The 17,038-nt window shown below is 69.7% G+C and carries 12 protein-coding genes, 1 tRNA gene and 1 CRISPR repeat array; of the genes, 7 read left to right on the forward strand and 6 right to left on the reverse strand.

Annotated features, from left to right (window positions below; all coding sequences use genetic code 11):
* The first annotated feature begins 4 nt into the window (after nt 1-4).
* Both C882_RS24700 and cas2 read left to right on the forward strand, forming a co-directional pair.
* A complete protein-coding gene (locus C882_RS24700) occupies nt 5-280 on the forward strand; it encodes a hypothetical protein (protein ID WP_009541328.1) in 276 nt (91 codons plus the stop codon).
* The gene (gene cas2 / locus C882_RS14260) at nt 250-591 is read left to right on the forward strand and encodes a CRISPR-associated endonuclease Cas2 (protein WP_009541329.1); all 342 of its coding nucleotides are present in this window, start codon (nt 250-252) and stop codon (nt 589-591) included. Before C882_RS24700 ends, cas2 begins: the two co-directional genes overlap by 31 nt.
* A 63-nt stretch (nt 592-654) precedes the next feature.
* A CRISPR array of direct repeats spans nt 655-1,350; the repeat unit is 36 nt; unit sequence GAAGCTAGCACGGTGGAACGGACCGGGCTACAGGAC.
* A 5-nt stretch (nt 1,351-1,355) separates the two neighbouring features.
* On the opposite strand, the gene cas9 is transcribed toward cas2, so the two are convergent.
* Nucleotides 1,356-5,684: a type II CRISPR RNA-guided endonuclease Cas9 gene (gene cas9 / locus C882_RS14265; protein WP_009541330.1), complete on the reverse strand. Its 4,329-nt coding sequence runs from the start codon at nt 5,682-5,684 to the stop codon at nt 1,356-1,358.
* A gap of 488 nt (nt 5,685-6,172) precedes the next feature.
* Between cas9 and C882_RS14270 the strand changes: the two genes are divergently transcribed.
* Both C882_RS14270 and C882_RS24025 read left to right on the forward strand, forming a co-directional pair.
* Nucleotides 6,173-6,661: a hypothetical protein gene (locus C882_RS14270; RefSeq protein WP_009541331.1), complete on the forward strand. Its 489-nt coding sequence runs from the start codon at nt 6,173-6,175 to the stop codon at nt 6,659-6,661.
* 1,035 nt (nt 6,662-7,696) lie between these two features.
* Nucleotides 7,697-7,873: a CsbD family protein gene (locus C882_RS24025; RefSeq protein ID WP_009541334.1), complete on the forward strand. Its 177-nt coding sequence runs from the start codon at nt 7,697-7,699 to the stop codon at nt 7,871-7,873.
* Nucleotides 7,874-7,996: 123 nt separating this feature from the next.
* Here C882_RS24025 and C882_RS14275 read toward each other — a convergent pair whose 3' ends face one another.
* From C882_RS14275 to C882_RS14300, 5 genes are all read right to left on the reverse strand, one after another.
* A complete protein-coding gene (locus C882_RS14275) occupies nt 7,997-8,287 on the reverse strand; it encodes a hypothetical protein (protein ID WP_009541335.1) in 291 nt (96 codons plus the stop codon).
* A complete protein-coding gene (nrfD, locus tag C882_RS14280) occupies nt 8,284-9,249 on the reverse strand; it encodes an NrfD/PsrC family molybdoenzyme membrane anchor subunit (protein WP_052000169.1) in 966 nt (321 codons plus the stop codon). Before nrfD ends, C882_RS14275 begins: the two co-directional genes overlap by 4 nt.
* A complete protein-coding gene (locus C882_RS14285) occupies nt 9,246-10,151 on the reverse strand; it encodes a 4Fe-4S dicluster domain-containing protein (protein WP_009541337.1) in 906 nt (301 codons plus the stop codon). Before C882_RS14285 ends, nrfD begins: the two co-directional genes overlap by 4 nt.
* Nucleotides 10,148-13,255 (reverse strand): formate dehydrogenase, encoded by a 3,108-nt coding sequence (gene fdh / locus C882_RS14290; protein WP_322090751.1) that lies wholly within the window; start codon nt 13,253-13,255, stop codon nt 10,148-10,150. Before fdh ends, C882_RS14285 begins: the two co-directional genes overlap by 4 nt.
* A 68-nt stretch (nt 13,256-13,323) precedes the next feature.
* Nucleotides 13,324-13,566 (reverse strand): hypothetical protein, encoded by a 243-nt coding sequence (locus C882_RS14300; RefSeq protein WP_009541340.1) that lies wholly within the window; start codon nt 13,564-13,566, stop codon nt 13,324-13,326.
* 106 nt (nt 13,567-13,672) lie between these two features.
* Here C882_RS14300 and selA point away from each other — a divergent pair, with 106 nt between their 5' ends.
* The 3 genes from selA to C882_RS14315 all read left to right on the forward strand — a co-directional run bounded on the left by selA (nt 13,673) and on the right by C882_RS14315 (nt 17,025).
* Entirely contained in the window at nt 13,673-15,040 is a 1,368-nt protein-coding gene (gene selA, locus C882_RS14305) for an L-seryl-tRNA(Sec) selenium transferase (RefSeq protein WP_009541341.1), read from the forward strand.
* The gene (selB, locus tag C882_RS24030; RefSeq protein ID WP_009541342.1) at nt 15,037-16,938 is read left to right on the forward strand and encodes a selenocysteine-specific translation elongation factor; all 1,902 of its coding nucleotides are present in this window, start codon (nt 15,037-15,039) and stop codon (nt 16,936-16,938) included. The genes selA and selB overlap by 4 nt, the downstream gene beginning before the upstream one ends.
* Nucleotides 16,931-17,025 (forward strand) — tRNA-Sec (locus C882_RS14315). The genes selB and C882_RS14315 overlap by 8 nt, the downstream gene beginning before the upstream one ends.
* The last annotated feature ends 13 nt before the right edge of the window (nt 17,026-17,038 follow it).

Here is a 17,038-nt window from a genome sequence, read left to right on the forward strand (position 1 = left end):
CCTGATGGAGCCTTACCGCCCCGCCGTCGACCGCCTCGTGCGCCGCCTCATGGACGAGGCCCCCGACGACGGCCCGACGCCTGCCCACAAGGCGCGGCTGGCGGAGTTGGGCGGCTATCCGGTCCGCCTGTCGGGGCAGGAGATGCAGTTGCGCAACGCCGTTCTGGAGACCTGCCGCAGCCATGCCGACGTTCTCCGCCGTTCCGCCCGCGATTTGCGCCTTCCCGAATCCCTGGGGGAGCCCGAGCAATGCCCGATGCCTGGCGCGCCATGTGGCTGATGGTGTCCTACGATATGCCCGTCGGCTCGCCCAAGCAGCGGCGCGAGGAAGCGCGCTTCCGCAAGATGCTGGAGCGCGAGGGCTATGTGCGGGTGAATTTCTCCGTATACGGCCGCTTTTGCGGCAGCACCCAGGCAGTGGCCTCGGCGAAGGACCGCGTGCGGCGGGGCATGCCGGCCTCGGGCCACATGCTGATGATCGAGTTCACCGACGGCCAGTGGGGGCGCATCGAGCACCTCCACCGCGGCAACTACCGCACGCCCGATCCCGACGTGGAACAGGCGCGGCCGGTCCAGCTGAAGATGTTCTGATGTGGTCGCCGACGCGGGATGGCCGGGAAAACCCCTGCCGAAACAGCGGCTTCCCGGAACCCAGAAGCTAGCACGGTGGAACGGACCGGGCTACAGGACCAGTTTGAACGCGACCTGATCCGGGAGCGGGAAGCTAGCACGGTGGAACGGACCGGGCTACAGGACGGTTTTGGACACAGCGACCGCGCCGGCGAGGAAGCTAGCACGGTGGAACGGACCGGGCTACAGGACTTCCCCTCTCCTCTCACCTTCCCTTCCCTCGAAGCTAGCACGGTGGAACGGACCGGGCTACAGGACCACCGCGACGAGCTGGTGCAGCAGCTGTCCGAAGCTAGCACGGTGGAACGGACCGGGCTACAGGACGGCCGGAGCGTTCATAGCATCGCTCGCAGCGAAGCTAGCACGGTGGAACGGACCGGGCTACAGGACGATCCGATGAACAATACAGAGCAGAGGACAGAAGCTAGCACGGTGGAACGGACCGGGCTACAGGACGTTCAGGCTGAGGTTCGTGATGACGCGCCGGAAGCTAGCACGGTGGAACGGACCGGGCTACAGGACCCGGCGGATGCGGCTGATGCGGCTGGCATCGAAGCTAGCACGGTGGAACGGACCGGGCTACAGGACGGAGGAGGACGACGAACACGAGCACGAGGAGAAGCTAGCACGGTGGAACGGACCGGGCTACAGGACGGCATTTCCGACATTCTCCGGGGGCAGTCGAAAGCCAGCGCGGTGGAACGGACCGGGCTACTGTACGGCGGTCACGCCAATGGAATCCCCTTCGCCTTCCACGGCTTGATCCCATACTGCTCTTCAAACTTCTCGCAGTCTTCAGGCGTCCTGGGTGCGCTTCCCGCCGCATCGACGGGCATGCCGAAAATGCCTTGCGTGATGACGCCGACCTTGTAGGTCTTGCCGTCCTTTTTCACCGTGTCCCCCTTCGCGACCTCTAGGTCACACACCGCCCCCTCGCTGTCCAGCCGCCACCCCGCTTCGGCCGTGATGCCAGCGTCGGTCAGCGTCTGGCGCATGGCTTTGCCACGAAGGGCCGAGCGAGCCTTGTCTTCCAGTTCTCCCACTGCCGTGCCCAAGTAGCCGCCGGGGGCGGTGCCGTGGTCGCGCCACAGCGGGGTCAGGCGGTCGATGTCCTGGCGCAGGGGACGCGGCGGGGCGTTGTTACCCGTGACGCCCGCGCCCTCGTCCAGGCCATTGAGCCGGGCGTATTCGAGGTTGCTGATCTCGATGCGCTTTTCGATGGGCTTGGGCAGCGGAATACGCCGGCCGTCGTCGGTGACAACCGAGGTGAGGCGCCACAACTGCGAGACGGCGTTGCCGTCGGTCTTCACCCACACCGCCGCGTCGGGCACCGGGCGGCCGAAGGCGTCGGTCTTGTTGGCGCGGATGCGCACGAGGCTGGGCGCGCGCGCCTCCCGCATGATCAGGTGGCGCAGGCCGCGCGGGCCCCAGTGCGGGTCTAGCAGCGCGCGCGTGAGAATCTCCTGTTCGCGGGCGCGGGCGCGGCCGTCTGCCTTCTTGGCGCTGATGGCGCGGCCGAGATAGGGCGACTGCCGCAGTGCGCTCCGGCGGGCTTCCTGCTCCGGCGTGCGGTCGGCGTCGGCCAGGGCGTCCAGGTCCGCAAGCTCGGCGATGTCGCGCGCCACCGCCTCCGCGTGGGCGGGCACCAGGGCGGCCAGCCGCGCGGAAATCCATCGCCGCGCATGGGTGCCCTCGGGGTCGACGACGCGATCGTGGCGGTCGGCAATCTCGGTGCAGATTTCCTTGAGGATGGTGTCGCCCGGCGCGGCGGCGTCCAGGCGGGCGGCCGGAACGATCTTCGCGTTGTCCAGCAGGGCCACCAGGTCGCGCGCGTTCATGCGCTGGGTGACCACCGTGTCGGTCCGGCCGTCGACGGTGATCTCGCGCCGGCCGTAATGGGTGGCGTTGTGCAGCGCGCCTGGCGTGCCGGTCTCGCTGGGCCTGCGCGGGCGGGAAAGGATGACGCAGTTCCGCGTCAGGTCGTCGATGCGGCGCTTCAGGCCGCGCCCGGCGCGGGTCAGGCGCCAGTGGACCCGGCCGGTCTCGGGGTCCTGGCGGTCGCTTTCGGGCATGACGATGTCGGCCAGCGCCGCATCCACGGTGGCCAGCGGCACCCGGCCCAGGGCGCGGGCCCGGCGTTGCTGATGGTAGGCGTCGCTGGTGGGCATGAGGTCCACCGGACGGTCGTCGGGGGCGTCGGCGCCGTGTTGCGCTGCCTCGGTGTTGAAGGCCTGGACGACCGCCGGCCCCGCCAGCAGCAGAAGGCAGGCGTCTTCCGCGTGGTGGGTCTGATAGTCGCGGTTCTTGTCGCGCTGGAGAAGGCGCTGGCGCAGCATGTGGGTGACCGACCCGTTGACGGGCTGCACGCGGCTGATGGTCCGGTAGATGGCGGTGTAGCCCGTCGGGTCCTCGGGGCTGGGCGGTGTTTCCACGGGCGGGGCGCCGATCTCGGCCGGGTCCTCGGGCATGACGGCCGCGGCCAGGTAGAGGCGGGCCAGACGGGTGGCGCGGGCGGTGTCGTGGAGCATCCGGCGGCCCCGGCGCTCCTGGTTTTCCTCGGCCTTGGCGCGGGCGTCCTCCTCGAAGCGCCAGCCGACGCGGTCCATGAAATCCTTGTCCTCGCGCGGGGTGCGCGCCTTGTGGCCCTTGCCCTTCAGGCGGTCGGCGTTCTCCTTCCGCCAGCCTTGCCACAGGGCGGCGAGCGCCGGGCTGTCGAGCAGGTCGCCGGCGTGCTCGTGCGGCGTCTTCTTGCCCTTGGCGTTGTTGCAGTCCTTGTGGGCGAGCACCAGGTTGTCCGGCCCGTCGCCGCCCATGCGCCGCTCGATGACGTGGTCGATCTCGGTCTCGGCGGGGGAGAACAGGTCGGTGGCGCGGAGCTTCGGCCGCTCCGCGCAGTAGGGGCAGAAGAATTCCTGCCGTTGCGCCAGGCGCAGGCGCAGGGCCGCGCGCTCCTTGGGCAGGCCCCCTGCCTGCCACGACACGGTGTTGTCCTGGCAGAAGGTATCCAGCGCGGCGGACTCCTTCTTCCGGCGGCCTTCGTTCTCGCGGTTCTCCTTGGCGATCTCGTTGCGGCGGATGACGCCGTGCTTGGCCTCGCGCGCCAGTTCCACGGTGATGCGGCTGGGCAGCGGGTCCCAGCCGCGGCGGTTGCCGTACTTGGTGATGACCTCGTTGGCCGTCTTGCGCACCTGGTTGAGGATGTGGTCGGTGGCGGCGTTGCCCGTCCACGTCCGCAGGAAGGGGTTGCGCTCCTCGGGGTCGGCGGCGCTCCAGTCGGCGGCGCGGCCCTTGTGCGCGCGCCGCAGGCTGGTGATCAGCTGCGACGGGATGACGCTTTCATAGGCGGGCAGGGGGCCGCGCTGCTGGGCGGCGCGGTTCGGCGTTCTGGCGGCGGCCATGGTGCGCGGCAGGTGGGCGAGCAGCGCGCCCCGGGCGCGGCGCAGGTCCTCCAGCACGATTTCGCCGGGTGCGAAGCCGAACAGGCCGCGCGTCACGTCGTAGAAGCCTTCGGTCGGCGCGTTGGCCCAGGCGTCCAGGATCGCCTCCGCCGCCCACGGGCAGACGCTGTAGCGGCCCGGCTGCATGATGTCGCTTTCCAGGATCGCGGCGGTGGCGGCGGGCACCGCCGCGGCGGCGACCGGCGGCACGCCGTGAGCCCCTTCGGCCAGCAGGCGGGCGAGGGCGGCGGAGTCCGCGCCGCGCGCCACCACGTCGCGCACATAGAGCGACCGCGCCTTCAGCGGCAGATCGACCCAGCCGTCGATCCACCGGGCCATCAGCGGGTCGGTGGGATTGACGGTAATGCCGCCGCCGGAGGTATCCCGCTCCTGGGCGAAGCAGACCGGCGAGTTGTCGTAGCCGATCAGCTTGCGCAGGCGGGTGTAGGGGATGCGCCCGTCCTTCGCGGCCAGTCCGTCGGGGTCGTGCATCAGGGCGCGTACAAGGGTATCGCGCTCGGGCGCGGTGAGTTCCCCGTGGCTCAGGCCCAACTCGGGCATGGCGCGGGGAACGTACCGCTGGCGCCCGTCGGGCTCGGTGATGCGCTCGTGCAGGCGCAGGTTGCCGACGGTTTCGCGAATGCGCAGGGCCTGGATCAGCGGGTCCACGGTCAGGCCGCGGTCGATGGCCTCGCGCGTGATGGTGCGGCCCTGGAAGGTCTCGCCGCGCCGGCGCAGTTCCTCCAGGAACAGGCAGGGCGTGGCCGGCGGCACGGCGATGGGCGCCTGATCCAGCACCAGCCGGCGCAGGCTGTCCCACGGCAGGTCCGGGTGCCGGGGCGCCTGGATGGCGCGGATGGCGTCGAACTCCTGCTCGATCAGCGCGCGGGTGGGCACGGCGACACCACCGCCGACGCGCAGGCCGTCGCGGGCGCGGGTGACGGGTTGGGCGCCGGCGGGCGTTTCGCGCAGGCGCCCGGCCATGATCTCGCCGCAGGTGGGCTGCGTGCCGTGGCGGTGCATATGCTCGGCCATCAGGCGGCGGAAGGCGCGTTCGTCGGCGGCGGCGCGGCGGGTGCCGTCCTCGTCCTCGGTGGCGGCGGGCGCGGCGTCGTCGGCATCCGATTCAGGGGGCGGGTCGACCTCCTGAAGCTCCGCCAGCCGGATGCCGCGATGGGCCGCCATGTGGTGCAGAACGCGGAACAACTCCGGCCCGTCCAGCGGCCGGCGGGCGGCATCGGCGCGAAGGAAGAAAATGGCGCGCGGGTCTGCCTTCGGGGGCGTGCGCGTCAGGTCCTTGAGGTCTTCCGGCGAGCGCTCCAGCACCGGCGCGCATAGCCTGGCGAGCCCGGCCAGGCGCCGGCGCCGGCTGTCGTGGCGCTGTTGTTGCCCCCGCACGGCGCGGTCGGCGGCGCCGTGGGCGACGTAGGTCCCGTTCTCGTTGCTCCAGGCGCTGGGGAACAGAGTGACGCCGGTGCCGGTCAGCTGGAGGACCCGGCCCTCGGCGTCCACCTCCGCCACCGCCCAGCCGATGCTGCCCTCGCCGATATCCAGCGCGAGCGACCAGCGGCGCCGGCCTTGTGCCGCGTTCGGGGAGAGCGGTGACAGGACGGGCATGGCGGTGTCCTCCGGGCGATTTGCTGGCTGGAGAACATTTTTAGCAGTCGACGTTGGTGTGGGCAACAACTTGAGGTGACAAGCGCGAGGTCATTTTCTATTTTGCCGGGTTCGGCCTGGATGCGCTTGTTTAATCGGATCCGTTCATGTTCGCATACTGCAATCCGGTCGCGCTCGCAGTCTCCTCGGCGCCCTCTCAGCCGGCTTCTTCCTCTGTCGCGCCTTCCGCACAGCGCGTCACGGCTCTTCCGTCGACTGCCACGGTCGTTCGACGGGACGTCACGGGCGCATGGTCGGCTGTCACGGCTGAGTGGCGAGCACGGCTCGATGGCCGGTCGGACCCGCCACCTGCTGATTCGCGCGTTCCCACAGGTGAACAAAGCCCGGCGCACCGGCTAGACTTTGCTTTCCCGCCGCCGTCAGGCTGATGCCGGCGCGTTTGCGGACGAAGAGCTGCCGGCCCAACAGCTGAAGGGAGGCGACAGATCATGGTGGCGAACGATTGGCGCATCGACGTCTCGGGCTCACCCTGCATGCTGCAAGAGCATGAGCATTCGTCCTATGCCGGCTTCGCTGAGCCGAACGAGATTGTCGCGCTGCTTTGCGATCTTGAGCGCGAGGCGCGGGCAGATGTCCGGCATCTCGCTCAATGCCGGCGCCAGCAAAGCCTGGGTACGGCCAGTGCCACGGTCGCCGGCCTTGAGCGCCGGCGCGTGCGCCACTGGCTGATGCTGCGGCGGCAGCTTGGGCGGTTCAGAGGGCGTTTCAAGCTGTCGAGAGACGGCAGCCGGCACATGAGGCCCGAGGCATTCCACAAGACGTCGGTGGCTCTCATGGCGGAACGGCATTCGGCCGTGGCCGCCTGCCTCAAGGACATCCTTCCCCGGATCGCAGACGACGCGCTGCACGGGGAGTTAAACCGCCTCCGCAAGGACCTTCAGGACGACTCTCGCCGGCTGAAGGTCCTGATCCGGTAACCGATGGTCGCGGCGAGCGGCCGGATGATGCGGGGGATGACCGAGCCGCGAAGGATGAAGAACAGGTGAAGCCCGTTGGGCCACCTCTTGACGATCATGGCCGGACTGCCGGTCTGCTGGTGCGAAAGGTGGCACAGCCTCCGCCCGCGGTCTCTCGAATGCGAACGAAGATAAGCGCCGTTTTGGCGCAGATAGATTTGCCCGATGCCGTGGGTCACCCGCGCGACCTCCTCTCGGCGCCGATCGGAGGCTTGCCGTCCCAGGCGCAGCAAAGATTTTGCATCAAGTGCCCATGCAGTTACGTCGGATCGTTCCCGGTCTCCGGCCGAGGATGACACCGACGTCGTCGGGCGGGCGGTCATTGACTCCGCCCCTTCCGGTTGTTTCGGCCGCCCGGTGGCGTCCTGTTGCCGAAGAGAGCGCTTTCGAAGCGGTATGTGTTACCGAAAGCCAAGCTCCCCGTCGGGGGTCATGGGCGGCATGTCAAAGTCGAGCGGGAACGGCCGGCCCCAGCGGATGATCGAGACCGCCTCCACGGCCATCTCCACCAGGCCGAGGCAACCGAAACCCACGACAAGAAACAAGGCGTAGAAAAGGATGCTGCGAGGTATCCTCATGGCGGCACCTGTTCATGGCCCCCCCCAGATAAAAAAGTTCCGGGCCCAAGTTTGGGCCCGGACGATGACGAAGCGAGATTGCGCCCGCCTCTGTGCCAGCAACGGCCCAGATGCGCGGAGGGTGCGCCTGTTCACGCCTGTGTTGCAGGGAGCGGCGGGTTTTTCACGCATCTGCCACAGGATTGTCCTGCCACGACGTCCGCTTCAACCAAAGGCGGGCGGCGGACCTCTGTTCGGGCAGAAGCGTTGATCATCCTTGGCGGCTGCCGCTGAACAACCGACCGCCAGGGGAGGCCGTGTTGATCTACCTCGGCCGCCTCGCCGAGCCGTCGGTCATCCCGGCCGCGTTCAGCCCGGCGTCTTCGAATCGCTTATCCTCCGCCGGCGTTCCGCTTGAAACTGCCAACAGGAGCTCCCAATGGACGAAGATCGCAGCAAGGGCAAAGCCAAGGACATCATCGGGACCGGCAAGGAAATGGCCGGCAAGGCAACCGACAAGAAGGACCTTGAACGCAAGGGCGAGGCCGATCAGGTCGAGGGTAAAACCCAGGAAGCGGTTGGAAAAGCCAAGGAAGACCCCGATAAGAAGAAGTAGCAAAAAATTTGCTGCCGCGCTTCCTGCAGCGGCGCCTTATGTGCCGGTCTCATCATTGAAGCACCGCCTTCGCGGACACCGGTCCGACGTCTGCCCAAGGCGGTGCGTTCGGTGACTGGCGCGTCACGACAACTTTTTCAAACTGTCGCGGGCCTCGCTGACCCTCTTCCACTTTATGCCGGCAAGCGGATACTCCAGGCCGGCGAGCAGGCTGAGGATCGCATTGACGGCATCCAGGCCGTGACGATCGTCCGCCGCCCCGGTGTGCCGCCACCGTTTCACCCGATCGTCCCTCAGTTCCGCGACGGCGCGAATGGCGTCCGTCAGGTCATCCTTCGCGCCATCGGGCGATTTATCCAGCGCCCGGTCCAGTGCCGCGACGGCCCGTTCGCGGGTCGCTTTCCCGTCCGTCATTGCCGACGCCCTCCGCTGCCGGGCGGTTGGGCAAGGCGGAAGGTATCCTCTGGCCGCCGCGCCGAAGCCCGGGCGCCGCGCATCTCGTTGACGCGCGTCAGCCAACTCGCCGCAATGGCCAAGGTGCTCGCGACCGTGGAAAGGGTGGGGGACGGGCGGCGCGACAGGCCGTTGGCGGCGTACAGCACGACAGGAAGGACGTGCAGGACCTTCGCCGCCAACTCGGCGTCGCGCGTGAACCGGTCCGCCGCGTCGGTGCCTTCCGCCCGGCGCTCATTCTGGACGCCGAAGGACAGGGCGGTGTCGGCGGAGAGCGCGACCAGGCTCACCGTGTCCAGCGCCTGCCAGGTCGGCCCGTGCCTCTCGCCAAGGGACAGCGCCGCCGCGCCGGCCGCCATGGACGAAAGCCCGAACCGCGCGGCCAGCAGGTTGGACGCGGCCGCCCAGCGCGGCGTGCTGGTGGCGCCGAACAGCGCGCCGGTGTAGGTCGCCATTCCCGCCCCTGCGAGCGCCGCCGGAAGGTGGGCGGCGCGGGCGGTCCTGCGGAAGCCCGTGAGCTGTGCGAGCAGGGCAAGGCCGCTCGACGCGCCGAAGGCCGCGAGCAGCCACGACCCGATGGACATGCCGGACGTCGGCCGGATGATCCGCAGCATGTTGTAGAAGCGGCGGGGCGTCTTCAGGTCGGCGATGATGAGCGGAGCGCCGAGCGTGACGCCGCCCACGCCCAGCCACCGGGCGCGGCGCGTCACCGGCGGCGGAGCGGGGCGCGGAGAAGGCCTGCGCCAATCGGCCAGCAGTCCCAGAACCTGCGCCGCGCCACCGACGCCACCAAGAAAGACATAGGTGGCGACCTTCCAATCCCAGGGCACCGGCTTGACCGGCGGCACGTCGTAGTACGTCTCGCCGTCCCAGCGCGGAATCTCAGTCTTTCCGATGCGCCGCGTTCGTTTCCAGTTCATCATCGTCCTTTCCGTCGTCCGCCCAGCAGGACCGCCGCGACCGCCGCCACCCCGGCGAAGGCGGCCAGACCCGTCGCCAGCGCCGGCCTCAGGCGTTCGGCGGAACGGCTGGGCGCGGCCGGCAGGTTGTAGACCTCGGGCGCGTCGGTGAGCAGAAAGAAGGCGTTCAACTTCTCGATCCCGCCGGTCGCGCCGGGCGTGTCGGGGGCGCCGTAGAGGTAGGCGTCCTCCCGTCCCATGTCCTTGAGCTGCTCCACGCGCTTATCCGCCCGTTCATGCAACTCGGTGATCTCGCCGAACTGGATGGAGTCCGTCGGGCAGGCCTTGGAGCACGCCGGTTCAAGGCCGCCTTTCAGGCGGTCGTAGCAGAGCGTGCACTTGTGCGCCTTGCCGTCCAGCGTGCTGAGGTCGATGACGCCGAAGGGGCAGGACGGCACGCAGTAGCCGCAGCCGTTGCAGATGTCCTGCTGCACCACCACGGTGTCGAACTCCGTGCGGAACAGCGATCCCGTGGGGCAGCTTTCCAGGCACGGCGCCGGATCGCAGTGCTTGCAGACGTCGCTCATCATGAGCCACGCCGTCTGGTAGGGCGGCATTTCATCCGGGCGGTCGTCGGGGTCCATGCGCTCGGCGAAGGTGACGTGGCGCCAGCTGTGGGCCGAGAGATCGCGGGTGTTGTCATAGCTCATGCCGCTGAACTCGGCATGGTCGGCGGGAAGCACGTTCCACTCCTTGCACGCCACCTCGCAGGCCTTGCAGCCGATGCAGAGCGTCGTGTCGGTGAAGAAGCCGTAGCTCTTGCCCGGCTCGATCTTGACGCCGGCGGTCAGTTCGGACTCGTCGTCGATGGGTCCGTCCAGGAAGCTTTGTCCATAGTCGGCGGCGCGGGGGTGGACATGCGTCATCGGCGGCCTCCGCTCAGTCGGCCCGGCCGCAGGCGGCAGGTCAGGGCCTTGTTTTCGTGCATGGTGGTGTTGGCGTCGCCGACGATGGACGTCAGCACGTTGGCGACGTCGCCCGTGGCGTAGCCGCGCCAGCCGAAGTGCCAGGGCATCCCGATCTGGAACACGGCCCGGCCGTCGATCTCGAAGGGCCGCAGCCGGCTGGTGACCAGGGCGCGCGTCTCGACCGCCCCGCGCGACGTCTCCAGCACCACCCAGTCGCCCGTCCTCAGCCCGTGGCGGGCGGCCAGTTCCGGCGGAATCTCGCAGAACCCCTCGGGCTGGAGTTCCGCCGTCGACGGTACCGACCGCGTCGGCGTGCCGCCCGAGTGGTGCTCGGTCAGCCGGTAGGTGGTCAGAATGTGCGGATACTGCGCATCCTCCGGCGCGTGATAGGGATTGTCCTCGCGGTTCCAGCGCTTGGCGGTGGGCACGCTCTGCTGGGCGTAGAGCGGGTTCAGGACCGGGCTTTCTATCGGCTCGTAGTGCGTCGGCAAGGGCGCGTCCTTCAGGCCCGAGGGCACGAACAGGGCGGCCTTGCCGTCGGCCGTCATGATGAACGGCGATCCGCCGTCGAGGGCGTCCATGCCCTCAGGCTTCTGGTTCCAGTCCGGCTGGTAGCCGGGGGCCTTCGATGGCTCGAAGTCGATGGCGTCGGGGCTCTGCCAGCTTTCCTTGTCGGCGTCCCACCACACCAGCGTCTTTTCCTCCGACCACGGCTTGCCGTCCAGGTCGGCCGACGCCCGGTTGTAGAGCGTGCGCCGGTTGGCCGGCCAGGCAAAGGCCCAACCGAGGTGCGTGCCGGGGCCGCCGGGGCCGTCCGCCTTGCGCGACCGCGCCTGGTTGTGGCCCTCCTTTGGGTAGACGCCGGAATAGATCCAGCAGCCGCAGGCGGTGGAGCCGTCGTCCTTCAGGTCCTTGAAGGTGCCGACGGGTGTCTCGTCGCCGCAGGTGTAGCCGTTGATCTCCTTCAACACGGCTTCCACGTCGGGCTCGCCCCGCGCGTCGACCTCCGGGTACGGCCAGTTGAGCGCCTGGATGGGGCGGTCGCGGGCGTCCCGGCTGTCGGCGTAAAGAGCCTTCAGCCGCTTGGCGAGGTGGTGGATGAACCACAGTTCGGACCGGCTGTCGCCGGGGCCGTCGACCACCTTGTCATGCCATTGCACCAGCCGGTGCGTGTTGGTGAAGGTGCCGTCCTTCTCGCCGGCGATGGAGGCCGGCATGAGGAACACCTCGGTCTTGATGTCGCTTGGCGCCAACTCGCCGTCGCGCACCGGACAGCCCTGGTACCAGAAGGCGGCCGTCTCCGTTTCGGCGAAGTCGCGCACCACCAGCCAATCCAGTTCCGCCAGCCCCCGCTGCACAAGGCGCGAATTGCTGCCGCCGATGGCCGGGTTCTGGCCCAGCAGGAACATGCCCTTGATGACATTGTCACGGATCGCCAGCGTCATGGGCAGTTGCGAGTGGTCGCCGATGATCTTCGGCACCCAGTCGAAGCCGTAGTCGTTGGCGGCGGTGGCCCGGTCGCCGTACCACGCCTTCAGCAGGCTTATCACGTACTTGGGCTCGTTGTGCCACCAGCCGGTGGGCGGGGTTTCGCCCTTCAGGTAGTCGTCCAGGCTGCCGTGGGACTTGTTGACGTTGGGCTGTGCCAGGTATCCGGGCAGCATGTTGTAGAGCGTCGGGATGTCGGTGCTGCCCTGGATGCTGGAATGCCCGCGCAGGGCCAGAATGCCGCCGCCCGGCCGCCCGACGTTGCCCAGCAGCGCCTGGATGATGGCGGCGGCGCGGATGATCTGCACGCCGGTGGAGTGGTGCGTCCAGCCGACGGCGTAGCAGAAGGCGCTCGTGCGCTCCCGGCCCGAGTTGCGCGCCAGCGTCTCGCAGATCTTCAGGAAGGTTTCCTTGCGGCAGCCGGTGACGCGCTCCACCATCTCGGGCGTGTAGCGGGCATAGTGGCGGCGCATGATCTGGTAGACGCACTGCGGATGCCGCAGCGTCGGGTCGCGGTGCGGCGGTTTCTCCGACATGCGCCCGGCGCAGGCGGTGAAATCCATTTCCGTCTGCGGGTGGTGTTCCGACCGGGGCGAGGGCACGGCCATGCCCTCGTACTGCCAGCTGTCGACAAAGTACGCCTTCATGTCCGGCTCGAAGCCCGAGAACACGCCGTCCAGGTCCTCCGGCCCCTGGAAGTCGTCCCGGATGATGGTGGACAGGTTGGTGTAGGCCAGCGCGTAGTCGCGGAACCAGGCGTCGTTCTCGAGCAGATAGCGGATGATCCCGCCCAGGAACGCGATGTCGCTGCCCGCGCGCACCGGCGCATAGATGTCGGCCAGCGCGGAAGTGCGGGTGAAGCGCGGATCGGCATGGACCACGGCCGCGCCCTTGGCCTTCGCCTGCATGACGAAGCGGAAGGCGATCGGGTGGTTCTCGGCCATGTTCGAGCCCATGATCACCACGCAGTCGGACTTGGCGAGGTCCCACTGCGCCAGTGTCGCGGCGCCTCGGCCGTAGGAGGTACCCAAACTGGGCACCGAGCTGGAATGTCAGACGCGGGCCTGGTTCTCGATCCAGACCATGCCGAGGCCGCCACCGAACAGCTTCTTGATGGCGTAGTTTTCCTCGTTGTCGAGCGTCGCGCCGCCCAACGACGCAAGGCCCAGCGTGTGGTTGACCGTCTCGCCGCCCGGCAGGGCCTCAACGAAGGTTTCGTCGCGGGTCTGCCTGGTGAGGTGGGCGATGCGGTCCATGGCCCAATCGAGCGGTTTTTCCTCCCAGCGGTCCGAGTACGGCGCCCGGTGCAGCACCTTGCTCAGCCGGTCCGGCGCGTTCATCCAGCCGATGGTGGCCGAGCCCTTGGGGCAGAGCGTGCCCTCGTTGATCGGGCTGCGCGGATCGCCCTCCACGTGGATCGCGCGGCCGTCCCTGGCGTAGACCAGCTGCGCACAGCCCACCGCGCAGTAGGGGCAGATGCTGGTGCCGACACGGTCGGCATCCTCCAGCCGTGGGCGCAGGGTCTCGGACATGCGGCTGCGCGCGGCGTCGGTGCGGTGGTCGGCGCCGCGCATCTGGCGGGGAACGGACCATTGGTTCAGGAACTCCCCGACGCGGTTGAATGGGGTGCGGCGGTCGCGGCTCATGCGGGGGCCTCCTGCTCGTGGGGCTGGGGGGATACGTCATGGGCGAGGGCGGCGGTTACGCCCGGCGCGTTCGACCAGGCGACATGCACTTCGCGGCCATCGCGGAACAGGGGCGGCAGGTCCTGGGGCTCGACGTTGGCGTCCGGGGCCAGCATGAAGTGCCACGCCCGGTCGGCGCGGTCGACCAGGCGGAAGCGGCTTTCCTGAGCCATGATGATGACGCCGATGACGCTGTCCATGATCCAGCAACGCACCGCTTCGGTCGGGGATGCCGGAAAGTGATGGACCCGAAGCGGCGGCGCGCCCGTTCTACAGGAGCCGCTTCCAGGACCGGGCCGGGCCGCCATGCCGAAGGACAACCACGCGCTCCTGCGACACCTGCCGTCGGTCAACCGGCTGCTGGTGCTGGCCGAGGGTGAGGGGCTCATCGCCCGCCATGGCCGTCCGGCCACGGTCCGCGCCGCGCGGGCAGAACTGGACGGCCTGCGCCGGGCGCTTGTCGACGGCGCCTGTGATCCGCCCGACGACGCCGCCTTGATGGACGCCGTCGCCCGGAGGCTTGCGGCGGAGGCGCGCCGCGCGCTGCAGCCGGTCATCAACGCCACCGGGATCATTGTCCACACCAATCTCGGCCGGGCCCCGCTTCCGCCCGAGGCCGTGGCGGCGGTTGGGGGGGTGGCGGCCGGATACTCCAACCTGGAGTTCGACCTGGAGAGCGGGCGCCGCGGGTCCCGCTATGACGGCATCCTTGACACGATCCGCACCCTGACGGGGGCGGAGGCCGCGCTGGTGGTCAACAACAACGCCGCCGCCGTCCTGCTGGCGCTGTCGGCGCTCGCGGCGGGCGGCGAGGCCGTGGTGTCGCGGGGCGAACTGGTGGAGATCGGCGGCTCGTTCCGCATTCCCGATATCATCCAGCAGGGTGGCGCGCGGCTGGTGGAGGTCGGCACCACCAACCGGACGCGCGTAGCCGACTACACGAACGCGCTCGGCCCTGAGACGCGGCTGATCCTGAAGGTCCACCAGAGCAACTACCGCATCGTCGGCTTCACCGAGGCGCCCGTGCTGGCGGACCTGGTGAAGCTCGGGCGCGGGCATGGCGTGCCGGTGATGGAGGATCTGGGCAGCGGCACGCTCATGGACCTCGGCCCCTTCGGCATTCCGGATGAGCCGACGGTCGCGAGCAGCATCGCCGCCGGCGTCGACGTGGTGACCTTCAGCGGCGACAAGCTTCTGGGCGGGCCGCAGGCCGGCCTGGCCGTCGGCCGCCGGGACCTCATCGACCGCATGAGGCGGCATCCCCTGCTGCGCGCGCTGCGCCCCGACAAGATGACGCTGGCCGCCCTCGGCGCCGTCCTTCGGCTGTACGAGGACGGCGCCCATCCACCCGTCGCGCGCATGATGGCCGAGCCTCTGGACGCGGTGGCGCAACGGGCGCGGCGCCTGTGCGGCATGCTTCCAGCCGGTGCGGGGGCCGATGTGGTGGACAGCGAGGCCTACGTGGGCGGCGGGGCGCTGCCGGACCGGGCGCTGCCGTCCAGCGCGGTGCGGCTGGCGGTGGCGGACGCTGAGGCCGTCGCGCGGACTCTGCGGCGCGCTTCCCCTCCGGTGGTGGCGCGGGTGCGCGACGGCGCGGCATGGCTGGACGCACGTACCCTGGCCGACGCCGACCTGCCGGCCGTCGCGGCGGCGGTGGCGGAGGCGTTGTCGTGACGCGCGTCCTTCTCGGCGTCATGGGGCACGTCGATCACGGCAAGACCTCGCTTGTGGGCGCCCTGACCGGCATGACGACCGATCGGCTGGAGGAGGAGATTCGGCGCGGCCTTTCCATCACGCTTGGTTTCGCGCACGTCCGGCGCGGCGGCATCATGCTCTCCTTCGTGGACATGCCGGGGCATGAGCGCTTCGTGCGGACCATGATCGCGGGTGCCGGCGGTCTGGACGCGGGGCTTCTGTGCGTCGCGGCCGATGAAGGCGTCATGCCCCAGACGATCGAACACGCCGACATCGCGGCGCTTCTGGGGCTCCGGCGGGCCGTCGTCGCCGTCACCCGAGCGGACAAGGCGCCGGACCGGGTTCCGGCCGTGGAGCAAGCGTCACGAAACCTGCTGGCGGAGCGCGGCATCGCCTGCGCCGCCGCCGTGGCGACAGAGGCCCCGACGGGGCGGGGCGTGGAGGCGCTGGCCGATGCCCTGGCCGCCCTGGCCACGGAGGACGACGACGAGGACCGGGGCTGGTGCGCGCTTCCGCTCGACCGGGTCTTCACGGTGCGCGGCCATGGCATCGTCGGCACCGGCACCCTGCGTCACGGTCCCCTGAGTGTCGGCGACGATCTTGTCGCGCTGCCGGGCGAGGGCGCGTTGAGCGTGCGCCGCCTTCAGGTGCATGGCGAAGCGGTCGACCGCGCGACGGCCGGCAGCCGTGTCGCGGTCAACCTGCGGGGAGACGGGTGCGACACGCTGATGCGGGGCATGACGCTGGCGACGCCCGGCATCCTGCGGCCGTCGGCATGGCTGGACGTGATGGTGAGCCTTCTGCCCGCCGCGCCCCGCGGCGTGGATGGGGGGCGGCCGTTTCGGCTCTTGTGCGGCACGGCGGAGGCGGACGCCCGGCTCCGGCTGCTGGATCGCGCGGCGCTGCGTCCGGGCGAGGCGGCGGTGGCGCAGGTAAAGACGGACCCGGCGGTGGCGCTGGCGGGCGGCGATCGTTTCGTGCTCCGCGAGGCGTCTCCGCCGCGCACCATCGGGGGCGGCGTGGTGCTGGACCCGCTGAGCCGGCGCCGGCGGAAGCGGCCGGAGACGGTGGCTCGGCTGGAGGCCTTGGGGGACGGGGATCGCCTCGCGGCCGTGCTGACGGCCGAGGGCGTGAACGGTTGTGCGCGCCGGGACCTCCCGGCTCTCGCGGCGCTTGGACCGGCGCGCGTGACCGAGCGGTTGGCGGCCATCGATGCGGTGTCGCTGGGTGAAATTGTGCTTTCGGCCGAGGGCGGCGCGCGGGTGCGGTGCGAGGTGTTGAAGGCTCTTGAGGCCTTCCTCCGCCGCAATCCTACCGAGGCCGGGGTGACGGCCGAGCGGTTGCGAACGCTGTTGCCGGAGGTGCCTTGGGCCGTCGTCGGCGGCACCGTGGCCGCACTGGCGGCCGACGGCCGGGTCGAGAGCCAGGGCGGTTTGATCCGGCGCAGGGACCTGAACCCTGCGGACTTTCTTCAGGCGCAGGAGCGTGCGCTGGTCCGGCAGATGGAACGGGCGGTGCTCGACGGCGGGCTGGCGCCGCCGGACGTGGCGGAGCTTGTGGCGCGGCGGCGGACCCGGCAGCAGGCGTTGCGGTTTCTGGTGCGGACCGGAGTCCTGGTGCGCACGGTGGACCGCGTCCAGAAGCGGGAGATCATCTTTCACGTCTCCGCGGTCAGCCGTGCGGCCGAATGCCTGGCGGCCGGGTTCGGCGACAGGCCATTCACGGCGGGAGAGGCGGGCAGGGCGCTGGGCACGACCCGGAAGTTCACGATCCCGCTTCTGGAACATCTGGATAGACAGGGCGTTACGTCCAGGCGCGACAACACCCGGCGCATCATCCGCGCTGCGGTCAAGGAGCCGGCGCGGTCGGGGAGGTGAACGGGGTCTGGTGGCCCCCCTGGTCTTCAAAACCAGCGGCTCGTCGAAGAGGCGAGCGGTGGGTTCGATTCCCATCCGCCTCCGCCATCCCCTCCCGCAG

The organism is Caenispirillum salinarum AK4 (assembly GCF_000315795.1).
Taxonomy (GTDB): domain Bacteria; phylum Pseudomonadota; class Alphaproteobacteria; order Rhodospirillales; family Rhodospirillaceae; genus Caenispirillum; species Caenispirillum salinarum.